General features: G+C 54.9%; 13 protein-coding genes. 7 read left to right on the top strand and 6 right to left on the bottom strand.

Annotation, left to right across the window (positions count from 1 at the left end):
* The 3 genes from MY069_RS00675 to soxA are packed head-to-tail and all read left to right on the top strand — an operon-like array spanning position 1 to position 1,574.
* A complete protein-coding gene (locus MY069_RS00675; RefSeq protein ID WP_482795152.1) occupies positions 1 to 468 on the top strand; it encodes a thiosulfate oxidation carrier protein SoxY in 468 nt (155 codons plus the stop codon).
* 9 nt (positions 469 to 477) lie between these two features.
* Positions 478 to 798 (top strand): thiosulfate oxidation carrier complex protein SoxZ, encoded by a 321-nt coding sequence (gene soxZ / locus MY069_RS00680; protein WP_482795153.1) that lies wholly within the window; start codon positions 478 to 480, stop codon positions 796 to 798.
* Entirely contained in the window at positions 795 to 1,574 is a 780-nt protein-coding gene (gene soxA, locus MY069_RS00685) for a sulfur oxidation c-type cytochrome SoxA (protein ID WP_482795154.1), read from the top strand. The genes soxZ and soxA overlap by 4 nt, the downstream gene beginning before the upstream one ends.
* A 72-nt stretch (positions 1,575 to 1,646) precedes the next feature.
* Here soxA and MY069_RS00690 read toward each other — a convergent pair whose 3' ends face one another.
* The 3 genes from MY069_RS00690 to MY069_RS00700 form a co-directional block, all read right to left on the bottom strand.
* Positions 1,647 to 4,490 carry a TonB-dependent receptor domain-containing protein gene (locus tag MY069_RS00690; RefSeq protein ID WP_482795155.1) on the bottom strand — a complete coding sequence of 948 codons (2,844 nt, stop codon included), beginning with the start codon at positions 4,488 to 4,490 and terminating at the stop codon, positions 1,647 to 1,649.
* A gap of 167 nt (positions 4,491 to 4,657) precedes the next feature.
* Entirely contained in the window at positions 4,658 to 6,037 is a 1,380-nt protein-coding gene (locus tag MY069_RS00695) for a glutamate--cysteine ligase (RefSeq protein WP_482795156.1), read from the bottom strand.
* Between the two features lie 24 nt (positions 6,038 to 6,061).
* Positions 6,062 to 6,811, bottom strand: coding sequence for a 16S rRNA (uracil(1498)-N(3))-methyltransferase (locus MY069_RS00700; protein ID WP_482795157.1), 750 nt, complete (start codon positions 6,809 to 6,811; stop codon positions 6,062 to 6,064).
* Between the two features lie 74 nt (positions 6,812 to 6,885).
* Here MY069_RS00700 and ubiA point away from each other — a divergent pair, with 74 nt between their 5' ends.
* From ubiA to MY069_RS00720, 4 genes are all read left to right on the top strand, one after another.
* Positions 6,886 to 7,830 carry a 4-hydroxybenzoate octaprenyltransferase gene (ubiA, locus tag MY069_RS00705; protein WP_482795158.1) on the top strand — a complete coding sequence of 315 codons (945 nt, stop codon included), beginning with the start codon at positions 6,886 to 6,888 and terminating at the stop codon, positions 7,828 to 7,830.
* Positions 7,831 to 7,934: 104 nt separating this feature from the next.
* The gene (locus tag MY069_RS00710; protein WP_482795159.1) at positions 7,935 to 8,831 is read left to right on the top strand and encodes a fatty acid desaturase family protein; all 897 of its coding nucleotides are present in this window, start codon (positions 7,935 to 7,937) and stop codon (positions 8,829 to 8,831) included.
* Positions 8,828 to 9,217 (top strand): DUF2237 family protein, encoded by a 390-nt coding sequence (locus MY069_RS00715; RefSeq protein WP_482795160.1) that lies wholly within the window; start codon positions 8,828 to 8,830, stop codon positions 9,215 to 9,217. The genes MY069_RS00710 and MY069_RS00715 overlap by 4 nt, the downstream gene beginning before the upstream one ends.
* On the top strand, positions 9,214 to 9,891 hold the full coding sequence (locus MY069_RS00720; RefSeq protein ID WP_482795161.1) for a DsbA family oxidoreductase: 678 nt from the start codon (positions 9,214 to 9,216) through the stop codon (positions 9,889 to 9,891). The genes MY069_RS00715 and MY069_RS00720 overlap by 4 nt, the downstream gene beginning before the upstream one ends.
* Here MY069_RS00720 and MY069_RS00725 read toward each other — a convergent pair.
* The 3 genes from MY069_RS00725 to MY069_RS00735 are packed head-to-tail and all read right to left on the bottom strand — an operon-like array spanning position 9,888 to position 14,104.
* Positions 9,888 to 11,666, bottom strand: a complete 1,779-nt coding sequence (locus MY069_RS00725) for an ABC transporter ATP-binding protein (protein ID WP_482795162.1) — start codon at positions 11,664 to 11,666, stop codon at positions 9,888 to 9,890. The genes MY069_RS00720 and MY069_RS00725 overlap by 4 nt on opposite strands.
* Complete coding sequence (locus MY069_RS00730; RefSeq protein WP_482795163.1) at positions 11,647 to 12,762, bottom strand: inositol monophosphatase family protein; 1,116 nt, start codon at positions 12,760 to 12,762, stop codon at positions 11,647 to 11,649. Before MY069_RS00730 ends, MY069_RS00725 begins: the two co-directional genes overlap by 20 nt.
* Positions 12,749 to 14,104: a TldD/PmbA family protein gene (locus tag MY069_RS00735; RefSeq protein WP_482795164.1), complete on the bottom strand. Its 1,356-nt coding sequence runs from the start codon at positions 14,102 to 14,104 to the stop codon at positions 12,749 to 12,751. The genes MY069_RS00730 and MY069_RS00735 overlap by 14 nt, the downstream gene beginning before the upstream one ends.
* Positions 14,105 to 14,158: the final 54 nt, after the last annotated feature.

Raw genomic sequence — 14,158 nt, forward strand, 5'->3', positions numbered from 1 at the left:
ATGCGTGACAATCCCGCTTTCAAGGCCACTCGCCGCCAACTCCTCGCCGCTGGCGGGGGAGCCATCCTAATCTCATCCCTCCCTCTCAAAACACACGCAGATGAAGCTGATCTCCTCAGAGCCCGCGCCGAACTGTTTGGCGATCGCGCCACCCAAGAAGGACGGGTCACGGTAAAACTGCCGCCAATTGCAGAGAATGGGCATTCGGTGCCACTCACTGTCAGTGTCGATAGCCCGATGACCGAGGATGACTATGTCAAACAAATCGCCATCTTCTCGCCCCGCAATCCGTTGCCTTTGCTCGCTCGGCACCACCTAACGCCGCTGTCGGGTCGGGCGCAGGTCTCGTCGCGGATTAGACTGTCAGGCACGCAAGCCATCGAAGCTGTCGCAGAAATGAGTGACGGCTCGCTCTGGTCTGGCCGCATGGAAACCCTGGTCACGCTTGCCGCGTGTGTGGTGCTTTAGGAGAGGATTATGACAGGTATTCGTCTCGCCGTTCCCGAAACCGCCGCCAAGGGCGAAGTGGTCGAGATCAAAGCCCTAATCCGCCACCCAATGGAGAGCGGATTTCGGCGCGGATCTCGAGGAGAGGTCATCGAACGGGATATTATCACACGGTTCGAATGTGATCTGAATGGCGATTTGGTGTTTGCCTCAGACTTTCAACCAGGCATCGCCGCAAATCCGCTCACCACGTTCTACATGCGCGCGACGCAAAGCGGCGTGCTAACCTTTCGCTGGACCGATCAAAAGGGTGAAGTCTGGAGCGATACAGCCTCCATTTCTGTCACATGATCCGAATTATTGCCTCAGCGCTGGTAGTAGGGTTGGTCGCATGCGCTGCCGAACAAGACGCCGGTGACGCAGTTGAACTATCCAAGGAAGATCTTCAATCAGGCTTTGCGTTTTTGACGCCAGAAACCCAGATCCTTCAAAGCGATCCGTTTGAGAATCCAGGTTATTTGTGGGTCGATCGGGGCGCAGAATTATTCCAAACCACTACCGGTGACTCTCCATCCTGTGTGTCTTGCCATTCCGATGGGCTATCTGGCGTGGCCGCGAATTACCCAGCAGTCGATAAAACCTCTGGCGAATTGCTCAATTTAGAAGGCCGGATCAATCAATGCCGCACAGAGCACCAAGGTGAGGCGCCGTGGCCTTATGAGAGCGAGGAATTGCTGTCTGTCACGGCATATGTGGCCGAACAATCTCAGGGCATGCCGATCGAAATCACAGTGGACGACAACAATCGACATTTCTACGAACAAGGGCGCGACTATTTCTTGACCCGCCGCGGACAGTTCAACCTGTCCTGCCAACAATGCCATACCGAAAATTGGGGCAAACAATTGCGCGGTGACACACTCAGCCAAGGCCATGGCAATGGCTTTCCGGCCTACCGTTTGGAATGGCAAGCTCTTGGATCGCTGCAACGCAGATTACGCGATTGCGACACCGGCGTCCGCGCCGAGCCCCTCCCCTATGGCGACCCGACTTATACAGCAGTCGAACTCTATCTCGCGACAAGAGCGCAAGGCTTAGAGATCGAGGTGCCGGCTGTGCGCAGATAAAAAATGGCGGACCAATCGGCCCGCCATCTCTGGTTTTGGATCTCCTTTTTCGCGATTTTACCTCGAAAGGTACTAGAAACGCGCCCTCAGGTTCACATACGCGTAACGGCCCAATACGTCATATACATCCGAAGCGGTATTCGTTCCAGTGACGTCGCCATTTGTCCCTTGGCCTAACAATGGCGGAATTTCATCGAACAGATTATCGATCCCAATTGCTACGTCGAATGTCTCGTTGACCTCATAGTTTACATTGATGTCATGATACCAAAAACTGTCGATTTTACCTCCAGCATCGGCCGGTCCCGCTGATGGATTTTCGTTATCAATGTTGACCTGATCAATCCATCGCGACGACCATGCGACACGCCACTTATCGTAATTCGCGACGATTTGAGTATTGAAAGACCACTCTGGTGACCCAACTTCGCCCGCATCGTCTACGATATCACCTCCTGCGAATGGAAGAATTGAGTCTTCCATCGTATGGTTCGCGATCAGCGCTCCATACCAATCGATTCCGGCAATCTCAGTGGTGTAATCAACGGCAAAATCAACCCCTTCCGCTTTCAGCTCTGAAACGTTGATTTCTAACGCATCGATCCGAAGGACCAGTGCCGTATTTGGATCGCGTTGGATGAGGCCACAGAATGGGTTATCCGGGAAGTTTGGTTGCCGAACACACTGATCAACTGTGTCTTGAGCGGTAAACGTATCAATCGCGTCTTCAACGAGGATATCGTAGTAATCGACCGTGATATTCAAACCTGGAATTTGTGAAGGAGAATATACAAATCCAATTGTTTTTGTTTTAGCAGTTTCTTCTGTCAGGTCCGGGTTGCCGGCTTGAAACCCGCCAGCCGATCGAATGTTAACAGCGCCCTGATCGAGAGTCGCTGAACCTGTGTACGTTGCGCAATTTGCTTGCACCGTCGACGATTGAGCAGCGTACGTCACAAGGCCATCGGCGGATGCACCACCGGCACCGCCGAAGTTACAGGGATCTTCAAAGGTGCGGAACGTCTCTGAACCTGGGTCAAAAAGTTCGCCGATATTCGGAGCGCGCGTCGCGGTACTAACTCCCCCTCGGAATGTAAGATCGTTCACCGGCTTCCAGAGCAACGACGCTTTGTAGGAATCTGTCGTCCCAATTGTACTATAATCTGCGACGCGATAGGCGCCTTCGAATGAAAGCTCATGGAAGAACGGTTGTTCCGACAGAATCGGCACCAATACTTCTCCGAAATACTCGGTTACGTCATAGTAGCCGCGGACACTCGGTGATGTATTACCCGTCGTTAGTCCTGTCGCCGCGAGGCCATCCGATACGAAGTCAGATTCTTCGCTGCGATACTCTGCCCCAAAAGCGTATCCAATAGATCCCGTTGGCAGCTCGAAGGCTTGGCCTGTAATTGTCGCCCCAAACACTTCTTGCACAGCACGAGACGTCGTTTGAGCGGTCGTTTGGATGAAGTCGAGAGCTGCACCGTCGACCGTACCAGTCCCGAAGAAGTTCACTGGAACACAACCTAGGCTGCGCGAAATTTCATCTTCACAGCGAAATTCACCAGGATTAGCTGGATCAGGCTCGGTGCGTAGCGCGTTATACACGTTTAAGGTGTTTGCAATGCCGCCATTGACGCGATCCTGTGTTTGACGACCATTCTGATAGTAGACTTCCCAATCAAATCCGCCCCATTCGTCAGGTGCTGTGCCTTCAAGGCCAGCTACATATCGGAATGTTTGACGTTGTTGGTCAGTCGTGCGCGGCCCCAATTCTGTGAATCGCCTCCTGAACGTGACTTCCGTTGCATCCGGATCCGCCGCTAGAATTGCTGCGCGTAGCTCATCCGGCAGGAATGGGTTATCGACCGGCATGTTAACATCGGGAACAGAGCCAACGGAGATAAACTGGCCCATAATGGTTGGTTCGAGCTGTTGATAAGACTCAACCTGATTATAGCTCGCTTCAGCGAAGAAATTCACGTAATCATTGACTTGATAATCGAGATTACTCGCGAACTGCAGGCGGTCTGTTGGGACACGAATCAAGCGAACTGCGTTTCGATCAAAGCCGTCTTCAGAATTGACGAAATCCTTGTCAAACAAACCAGTGTCTCGATCTAGCGTGATAAAGCCACCACCGGGAATTTGGAACGAACTAAACGGACCGAAAGAGGAGTTTGTCGCATCGCTTTCCGAAATTTCTCTTTGCGACGCGCTCAACTGGCCTGAATCTGAAACGCCGAGATAAACCACCGCGTTACCTCTACCGTCTGCAAAATCTGATCCGGCTAGGATGTTGAAATCTGTTTCGGATGCGCCGCCTTCTATCGATTCACCATAGCGAAGGTTTGTTTCTACGCCCTCAAAGTCGTCTTTATAGATAATGTTCACAACACCAGCGATCGCCTCCGATCCATAGACCGCCGAGCCACCACCCGTGACGATATCGACCCGTTCAATCAGCGCTGAAGGGATCATGTTTAGGTCAACCGTGGGATCGCCAGCAAGGCCGCCGACGTGCCGACGGCCATTCACTAGAACAAGCGTACGCTCGTCCCCGAGGTTTCGTAAGTTGACGAAATTGACGCCACCACCGTTCAAAGTAAAGTTTGAGCTTGTATCTGTTAGACCCGGCACACCTGCCGAAGGTAGCTCGTTGACGATGTCTTGTAGGTTGGTGGCACCTGCAATGTCGAACGCCTCAGCGGTCACCGTATTTACGGGCGAAGCCGCCAACAAATCGGTCCGAGCAATTCTCGAACCGGTCACGATGATTGTCTCTTGGCGTGCGTCGCTTTCAGGGGCGCTCGTTTCATCTTGCGCCAATGCGCCTGGCAGAGTGAACCCGCCAAATAGGATTGAGAGCGCTGTTGCTTGCGCTAGTTTTGTTTTGAGGTTTGAGTTGTTCATTGCTTCCCTCGCGATGTTTGAACACAAAGCATGCGGTCCCGACACAAGGCCGAGCTCTCTCCCGCTGCTGCTCAAGCATTGGAGGTAATATTCAGGGCACTCATCGTCTCATTGTCTCAATTGCGAATGCAACTAACAAAAAGAATGGGTGTTGTATTTATGCTATACTAGTAAGCGAGCGCCTTGAATACTTTACTTGCGTCACCTGCCCATTCGCCGTGATAGGCATCCAACAATTCCTCGGCGGGTGTTTTGCCGGAGCTGAGGGTTCGGTCGAGCTCTTGGAGGAAGCCGGTCTCATCGTCGCCTGAGACCGAGAATTTGGCGCGGGAACGGAGACCCGCACGCGCGATGTCTAAGATGTCTTTGCCAAAATCTTGAAGGGTGCGGCCACCTGGTACGGGCGCTTTCAGACCGATGGTGCGAACAGCTTGCCGCAAGGCTTCGCGGTCGCCTTCAGTCCAGTCTTTGACCAGTTCCCATGCAGCCTCGAGCGCGGCGTCATCGTATAAAATACCGGTCCAGAAGGCAGAGAAGGCGCAAAGGCGAGACCAGGGGCCTGAATCGCTGCCGCGCATCTCTAAGAACTGTTTGAGGCGCACTTCGGGGAAAATGGTGGAGAGGTGGTCTTCAAAATCATCGATGGCAGGCAGTTCCCCTGGCAGGATAGGCAGTTTGCCGTCCATAAAATCTCTAAAACTGAGACCAGAGGCGTCCATATATGTGCCGCCGCGGCGGACAAAATACATCGGAACATCAAGCGCATAATCAACATAGCGCTCGAACCCAAACCCGTCTTCAAACACAAAAGGTAGCATGCCGGTTCGGTCAGGATCGGTATCTGTCCAGATCTGTGAACGATAAGACAGGAACCCGTTCGGACGTCCCTCCAAGAAAGGAGAATTGGCGAACAAAGCTGTCCCAAGCGGTTGCAAGGCCAAGGAGGTGCGGAACTTTTTGACCATATCGGCTTCGGAGCCGTAATCGAGATTGCTTTGCACCGTACAGGTTCGGAACATCATCTGACGGCCCAATCGCCCAACCTTTTCCATATAGGCGCGCATAATCTTGTAGCGGCCTTTAGGCATGATTGGGGTCTCTTCCATCGACCAGATTGGGCTCGCTCCAAGACCAATAAAACCAATCCCGAGCGGGTCGGCGATTTGCCGGACCTCATCGAGGTGTTTCCCCACCTCATTACACGTCTCATGAATGTGCTCGAGCGGCGCTCCGGATAGTTCAAACTGGCCGCCGGGCTCTAGGCTGACACTGGCGCCATCTTTTTTGAGGCCAATCAGGTAGCCATTCTCTTCAATAGGCGTCCAACCAAATTGATCGCGCAAGCCGGCAAGCATCGCATGGATAGATGCGGCGCCATCATAAGGCAGCGGCTTTAAGTCATTCCAGGTGAAGCCAAACTTTTCGTGTTCAGTGCCAATGCGCCAATCTTGTTTCGGCTTCGCGCCAGCTTCAAACCATTCGACCAGCTCGGCTTTACCCGATATGCGCGGGGCGGATTCATCAATGTCTTTTGTGGGCGTTGTCACGTCCCTGCCCTCCTCGCATAGTTTTTAGCTTTCAGGCAGATAGGGAGATTTTTGCCAATCGCCAACCTGCGATTGCCAAAGTGTCAGTGCAGATACAACCGCAGTTTCTGCACGAAGGATGCGTGGCCCCAGCGTAATGGGGATCACAAATTCGAGAGCGCGCAGGGTTTCTCGCTCTTTCGACGAGAATCCGCCCTCCGGGCCAATCAAGACCCCGGCAGGTTTCTCATTTATCCTATGAGAAAAACTCGACAATGGCGCCGCCTCTGCACTCTCATCGCAGAAGATCAGTGGCCGTGCCGGGTCCCAATCAGCCAGGACTTTCATGAGCGCGCTCGCCTCATGGATCAGCGGCACATCCAAACGCTCAGTCTGTTCGGCCGCTTCAATGACGAGGCTTTCAAACCGATCAATTCGAACGCGTTGGGTTTGGCAATAATCTGTAAAGACCGGTTGGATGGCGCTCACGCCCAATTCAGTGGCCTTTTCGACGATAAAATCTGTTCGCGTCTTTTTGATTGGCGCGAAGAGGAGTTGGAGGTCTGGCCCCTCAATCTGTGACCGCATCTGGCGTTCGGGGACCAGTGCAACAGATTTAGGTGACCCGGCCAAAACGCAACGCCATTCGCCATCCTGGCCGTTAAACACGCGTACTATGGCGCCAGTTTGAAGGCGCATGACACGGGTTAGATAGCGGCTTTGGTCTTGGGGAAGGTTGATTTCTTGCCCCGCAATAAGCGGCTCTGGAACGAAAAGGCGGGCGATATGGCTCATTCGAGGCTCTATAGGGCGCACTGCGACGCAGGTTAAGTCATGGCACCGCAAATAAAAATCGCTATACAGGCCAAATGAACGAGTCGATCGACCCTGATCAAGAGCCGCGCCGCGCCATCCCTATGGATAGCGCGCTCCCGGATTGGTTGAAGAGCCTTCCGGATACGAGCCGGCCTTATGCCGCCTTAGCGCGATGGGATCGACCAGTGGGGATCTGGCTGCTTTTGATCCCATGCTGGATCGGGCTCGCGCAAATGCGTATCCCCGCGGGGTTCCAATGGATGGATCTGTTATGGATCCCGCTCTTTGCCATCGGCGCAGTGGCGATGCGGGGCGCTGGCTGTACCTGGAATGACATTCAAGACAAAGATATCGATGCCCAAGTGACTCGGACCGCGTCTCGCCCCATTCCAGCCGGCGAAGTCACACTTCAACAGGCTTACATTTTCTTGGCGGCTCAGATCGGCGTCGGCTTTTTGGTCTGGCTGACCCTGCCAAATGACGCAAAAATCGTGGCGTTTCTGGCGATCCCGATGGTGGCGGCCTATCCATTTATGAAGCGGATCACATGGTGGCCGCAAGCTTGGCTCGGCTTCACCTTCAATTTCGGCGCGCTAGTTGGCGCTGCGACGGCCACGAGCGTCACTGGAGCAACAGTCGTTCTCTATCTCGGCTTGGTCTGCTGGACGGTCGCGTATGACACAATTTACGCCCTGCAAGATCGCGAAGACGATGCGATGCTTGGTGTCAAATCAACCGCGCGCCTATTTGGAGACAAAGTACTGACCGGTGTGTTTGTGTTCCATATGTTAGCGACGACTTTGATCTTTTTGGGCGCCTATTTCGCCGGTGCTGGCCGTGTGGGTGCGCTCCTCGCGCTCGGATTCTTCGCCCACGGTGTCTGGCAAGTCTCAACCCTCTCAAATGAGCGAGAAGCGCGCGCGCTCGGCGTGTTTAAATCAAACATTTATGCTGGCTTGATTGTGCTCGCCGGGCTTTGCCTCGCGGCTTTCCTCTAGCCTATTCTTGTCTGACCTAAGGAGAGGGCTGTATACTCCCCTCTATGGCTGCTGCAAAACGAATCCGCCCGCTTGATCTATTCTCCCGTGAGGAATGGGAGCATGTGTCTCGTCGATCCGATCTGATCGGACTGGGCATGGTCATTCATTGCTGGGCGGTTATTGGCTTAGCGATGGCGGCAGCAATCTGGCAGCCGCTTTTGATCATTGTCGCTGTTCCTATCATTGGCGCCCGGCAACTCGGTCTCGCCGTGCTTATGCACGAGGCAGCACATGGCGGCCTGTCGCAAAACAGAGCTCTGAACAGCTTTTTTGGTCATTGGTTATCTGGCGCGCCGATTGGCGGCAGCCTCAAAGCCTATCGCCCCTACCATTTGCAGCATCACAAATATGCCCAACAACCGGAAGACCCAGATCTGGTGCTATCGGCCCCCTTCCCCATCACGCGCACCTCGCTAAAGCGAAAAATTTTCCGCGACCTGACCGGCCAAACCTTCTTCAAACAACGCTATAATCAGCTGTCCAATGCGATGGGGTTTAATATTCGGACAGGCGCTAGTGCCGGCAACCGGATGCAAGCGGCGCGTGAGGCCGCCGTCCCCTTTTTGCTGACCAATGCAGTGCTGCTCATCTTTCTATCCGTGATCGGATATTGGTGGGCTTTCTTCGTGCTTTGGCTTTTGCCGATGGCGACCTGGAACATGATGGTCACACGCCTACGCAACATCGCCGAGCATGCCGTCGTGCCCGACCATAATGACCCAATGCGCCATGCCCGCACCACCCATGCGACCCTGTTGGAGCGGATCTTCCTAGCGCCCTATTGGGTGAACTATCACTGCGAGCACCATATGTTCATGCACCTGCCCTGCTATCGTCTCGCCGAAGCGCACCAGCTGCTCGAACGCAGAGGCGTGACAGAGCGTATGGAAGTCCAAGAGAGTTATTGGCGCGTGTTGAAATCTGCCTCGAATAAACCCGAAGCGATGGCGCCCGCATGAATGAGACCAAAATCAAAGCCCGCAATGTGCTTGGCGGCGAGCTACAGGAATGTAGCCACGAGCCGCTGACCGGTTTCTTCCGCGATGGCTGCTGCAATACAGGCCCGATGGATCATGGCATGCACACCGTTTGCGTCATGGTGACAGCTGACTTTCTCCAATACAGTTTCAATCGCGGAAATGATTTGATCACTCCGCGGCCTGAATATCGTTTTCCGGGCCTAAAGCCAGGCGACCAATGGTGCTTATGTGCCTCACGCTGGGAAGAAGCTCGACAAATGGGCGTTGCGCCGCCTGTACGTCTCAATGCGACGCACCGTAAAACGCTCGCCATTGTCGACATTGCTCACTTAAAAGCCCACGCCGCGGAAGGATCCACCAGATGACACTTCATATCGAAATGGTTTCGGACCTGGCCTGCCCTTGGTGCTGGGTTGGGTTGCGGCGCTTACAAGGCGCGATTGAACTGGTGCCAGAGCTCGAGGTCGAAATCCTGTTTCGCCCGTTTGAACTCGATCCGACCGTTCCCGCAGGTGGCACCGATTATAAGGAATATATGAAAGCGCGCTTCGGCAGCGACCAAGGCCGCGAGAAATCCAATCAAATGCGCGATCTGCTCATCCAATATGGCGAGGAAGAAGGCATCCCCTTCCACTTTGACTGTATCACCCGTCGCGCCAACAGCTTTAACGCCCACCGTGTTGTGAGATGGGCGCAAGGCCAAGGCAAAGGCCTGCAAGCCAAAGAGGCTTTGTTCGAGGCCGTCTTCTCAAACGGCCAAGACATTGGCGACCATGAGACCTTGGTGACCATCGCCGCCAAGATTGGACTGGATGCCAATTTGGTTTCTGATTTACTCGCCGGCGAGGCCGACGTTGAGAACACCCGGAATGAGCAAAACTTTTTCCGCCAAATGGGTATTTCCGGCGTGCCAACCTTCATCGCGCATCGCCAAATCGCGGTCCAAGGCGCTGAGACATCTGAAAAAATCGCGCGATTCCTGAGATCAGCCGCCGAGCATGTCCCCGGCGAACGCCCGCAAGCTGGCGCGCCGACTTAGTTGAGTTGAGCCTCAACCAGCTTTTTATAAGCACCATCCAGCGCCATAAGCTCATCATGTGTGCCGCTTTCGACGGCTTTGCCATCGTCGAGCACAATGATGCGGTCGGCCGCGCGGACCGTCGATAGTCTGTGCGCGATGATCAATGTTGTGCGGTCTTGCGCAAACTCTGACAGCGCGGCTTGGACTTTGGCCTCGCTCTCTGCGTCTAGGGCTGAGGTGGCTTCATCCAGCAGCAAAATGGGCGCATCACGCAGAATGGCACGCGCCAATGCCACGCGTTGTCTTTGGCCACCAGACAGGTTGCGCCCCATTTCGCCGACCTCAGTACGATATTGATCTGGTAACTCTGAGATGAAGCCATGCGCGTTCGCAGCTTCTGCAGCGCGCTGAATCTCTTCATCGCTCGCACCAATCCGGCCAAGCGCAATATTGGCGCCGACCGTGTCGTCGAACAACGCGGTATCCTGCGAGACAATCGCGGACAGCGAGCGCAAGGCACCGGCATCCAAGTCCCGCAAATCCATGTCATCTAATGCAACCGTGCCGTCATTGATATCGTACAGCCTCAGGATGAGGTTAAAGATGGTCGACTTGCCCGCGCCACTTGGGCCCACAAAGGCGACGGTCTCGCCCGCAGCGATATCGAAAGACAACCCTTTCAGTGCGGGCGTGCCATCAGGATAGTTGAAAGCAACATTTTCGAACCGGATGTCGCCTTTGACCTTGCTCAGGGTCATGGCGCCATCTTTGTCAGCGACCGTTGGAACTTGGTCGACAACTTCGAAAACGCGATCCGCAGCCGCCCCACCCTCCTGCGCAACAGCGTTAAGGGTTCCGAGCGCGCGAAGTTCGGGCGCAGCGATACCAATAGCGCCTATGATGCCAAGCAGCGCACCCAGCGAGCTGTCACCGCTAGCAATTCGCCAGGCGGAGAAGCCAAGGATACCCGCTAGAGCGACACCGCCGGTGACTTCAAGAATCGGATCGACCGCCGCTTTGTCGGTAAGAACTTTCAAGAATAGACGTGAGCGTTCAACAAAGCCGAGCTTGGCTCGGTCTTTCTGATAGCTCTCGAGCCCATAAGCTTTGATGATCCGGTGCGATTGGAAACCCTCAGAGAGCAACGCCGTTACATCACCGACTTGCTTTTGCGCCCGTTTCGCGCGTTTGCGCACCCGCTCTCCAAGCGCAATAACCGGCCAAAACGCTATCGGGTAAACCACGAGCAGAATCAGTGTCAGCTGCCAGTCGAGCCAGAGCATAATGCCGAATGCGCCAACCACGGTGACGACGCTCTTGGTGAAATTATTGGCGAAACGCAGCCCGGCATCGCGAATGGCATTCACGTCATTGATAAAGCGCGATACGAACCCGCCCGAGGCATCGCCACTTAACCGCGCAAAATCACCGTCGATCAGGTGATCATATTGCACTTGCTGAACATCCACCAAGGCGCGCTGTACGCCGGTATTGTTCAGAATGGTCATCAGATAGAGCGACAAGGCGCGCCCGCTTGCTAGCGCGACGATGCCGCCCGCAGCCCACCAGACCCAATCCGTGCTGCCATCTGGGTTTTCTATCGCGCCTTGAATGCCATTGCCGACAAAGGCCAAAATAGCGGCATAGGCATTGGCGAACAATGCTGTGAGAACCGCGAACAACGTTCCGGCAAGAAACCATCCCAAGTGCGGACGAAAATACGTCGTAAACAGCCTGAACAGACTGCCCGATTTTTTAAGCGTTTCGGACGTCTTAGACGTGATGGTGGTCACCCGTCTCTGGGTCGAGCAGCTTGTGGGCGTGCAGGATGAAGTAGCGCACTTCAGCGTTGTCTACAGTCCGCTGCGCGGCACCTTTCCAGGCGTCATATGCGGCTTTGTAGCTCGGGAATGCACCGACAAAATCGATTTTTGAGAGATCCTCAAACTCGACATCGGTTACGTCTTTAAGTTCGCCTCCAATTACAATGTGGAGAAGTTGTTTAGCTTCAGATGTCTCGGCCATGATTTGGCGCTCCGTCGTCTGTGTCGAATCGAATGGGCGAACCGTCCAGTTCGGATCTGGCAAGCGCACCCCTTTGACTCGCGCTGATAACAGGGAATGCAGGGTGTTTCCAGCCGCCAACAGGCTTCTTTGTGCAGGTTCCCCGCGATTAAACAGATACGGCTCGCCGAGATGGGTTGTCGCGACACCGCCCGCTTCCTGAACGAGTAAAGCGCCTGCCGCCAAATCCCAATCAGATTTGCGCCATAGTGTCACCACCGCATCAAACTTCCCAGAAGCCACCCAGCAAAGGCGGAGCAGCGTTGCATTAGGCTTCGGCTTGGCAAGCTCCATTTCGGGCCACGGGACGGGCCAAGCAGGATGGGTCAACATGCCTTCATTGGTGATGATTCGGCAGCCTTTTTCTTGGCTGCAATCGCTGACATGGATGGGCTCTCCATTCAGAAACGCGCCGCCGCCTGAATAAGTCGAATAAGTCTCTTTCAACACGGGGGCGTGAATAACACCTGCCCGTGGCAACCCGCGCTCCAAGACCCCGATTCCGATGCACCAATAAGGCTCCTGACGCATGAAGGCGCGGGTGCCGTCTATTGGATCGACAATCCAGACGCGATTTGCGGTCCGCGTCTCGTTGGACAGCGCTGTTTCTTCCGACAGCCAGCCATAGTCCGGGCGTGCCTCCATCAGTCGGTCTCGGATCAACGTATTGACGGCCAGGTCTGCTTCGGTGACGGGATGGTCTTTCGATTTATCCCAGAAGCGCACGTCGGAGCGCTCAAAATAGTCGAGGGCGAGTTCACCGGCTTCCCGGGCAACCCGCTTCAGGATGTCTAGATCTTCTTTGTCGAGATCATTCCCCTGCAATCGACATATCCTCGATGAGAAGTGATGGGGCGTCGCGCGTGCCGCGGAACTCTAGATCGGAGGCAGGAACAAGGCGCTTAAACATACCCGGCAAATCGCCCGCAATGGTCACCTCTGAGACAGGGTGCTGGATCTCTCCGTTTTCAAACCAAAATCCAGCGACACCGACGGAATAGTCACCAGTGTTTGGATTGATCGACGGGCCGAACATATCGCTCACAAGAAGGCCTTTCCCCACATCCGCCATCAGCTCAGCAGGGCTTTTCGCGCCGGCTTCAATATAGGCATTTGAGACACCGACACCCGGCGTCGAGCCGAAGCCACTGCTGGCATGGCCATTCGGTGACATCTCGAGCTGTTTTGCAGAGGCGCCATTTAAGAGCCAGCGCGTGAGGCGCCCATTGTCGATCAAATTCACCTTAGAGACCGCACGCCCTTCCCCATCATGCGCGCGGGTACCCATGCCGCGCAAACGAAACGGATCATCGACCAGGTTAATGCCATCGCCAAAGACTTGTTCGCCCAGTTGATCTTTCAAAAACGAAACGCCTCGGGCGACGCTGGGGCCGCTGATCGCGGATAGAAATGCGCCGATCAGGCTACCAGCTACGCGGCGATCATAGAGAACCGCCCCAGTTTGGGTTTTGATCTTGCGCGGCGCCAAACGTGCGACTGCGCGCTCGCCGGCAATCCGGCCAATGTCTTCAGGCGAAGGGCGATCTTCGAGACGACGGACTGATCGGCTCTCATAGTCTCGCTCCATCGCACCATCTTTTTCAGCAACAGCGGCTAAACCAAGACCGGTTGATCCGCTTTTGCGGGTGGCGAAAAAACCGTTACTTGTCGCGACCCAACGCTCACTGGTGCTCCAGCCATTCCCGCAACCCGAGGCTTGTTGAACGCCTTCAACCGCAAGCGCTGCCGCCTCTGCTGCAAGAGCATCGCGTTCTAACACCTCTGTCGCGATTTCCCCGTCGCCAGTCACGTCTATGGCTGGCAGATCTGTCGCAAGGTCCGCTTTAGGAGCGATACCGCAATAAGGATCCTCTGGAACGACTTTGGCCATGGCGACGCAGCGCTCTGCCAGGGTTGCTAGACCTTCGGGCGAGGTATCTGAACCGGAAACAGAAGCTTGTTGCTGCCCAAAAAAGCATCGCAACGCGACGCCTTGCGATTCAGAGCGTTCAATCCCTTCGAGCTTGCCCTCACGCACTTCAACGCTAACGTCATCCGAGCGCCCAAACGAGGCATCAGCTGCGCTCGCGCCTGCTTTGGTGCAGGCCTCGACTAGGGTGGAGAGGACGGATTCGGGAGAAAGCTCAGTTTGTGTCATTCGCCCCATTTAGAGAGCGTCTAACGCTATGCCTAGCCCTTGTCTGCCACGTTACGCTTGACC

It is taken from the genome of Hyphomonas sp. ske169 (assembly GCF_056850855.1).

What these genes read in the sequence shown, in the direction of transcription:
- MY069_RS00675 (WP_482795152.1), top strand. Translation starts at nt 1, where the DNA reads ATGCGTGACAATCCCGCTTTCAAGGCCACTCGCCGCCAACTCCTCGCC.
- soxZ (WP_482795153.1), top strand. Translation starts at nt 478, where the DNA reads ATGACAGGTATTCGTCTCGCCGTTCCCGAAACCGCCGCCAAGGGCGAA.
- soxA (WP_482795154.1), top strand. Translation starts at nt 795, where the DNA reads ATGATCCGAATTATTGCCTCAGCGCTGGTAGTAGGGTTGGTCGCATGC.
- MY069_RS00690 (WP_482795155.1), bottom strand. Translation starts at nt 4,490, where the DNA reads ATGAACAACTCAAACCTCAAAACAAAACTAGCGCAAGCAACAGCGCTC.
- MY069_RS00700 (WP_482795157.1), bottom strand. Translation starts at nt 6,811, where the DNA reads ATGAGCCATATCGCCCGCCTTTTCGTTCCAGAGCCGCTTATTGCGGGG.
- ubiA (WP_482795158.1), top strand. Translation starts at nt 6,886, where the DNA reads ATGAACGAGTCGATCGACCCTGATCAAGAGCCGCGCCGCGCCATCCCT.
- MY069_RS00715 (WP_482795160.1), top strand. Translation starts at nt 8,828, where the DNA reads ATGAATGAGACCAAAATCAAAGCCCGCAATGTGCTTGGCGGCGAGCTA.
- MY069_RS00720 (WP_482795161.1), top strand. Translation starts at nt 9,214, where the DNA reads ATGACACTTCATATCGAAATGGTTTCGGACCTGGCCTGCCCTTGGTGC.
- MY069_RS00735 (WP_482795164.1), bottom strand. Translation starts at nt 14,104, where the DNA reads ATGGGGCGAATGACACAAACTGAGCTTTCTCCCGAATCCGTCCTCTCC.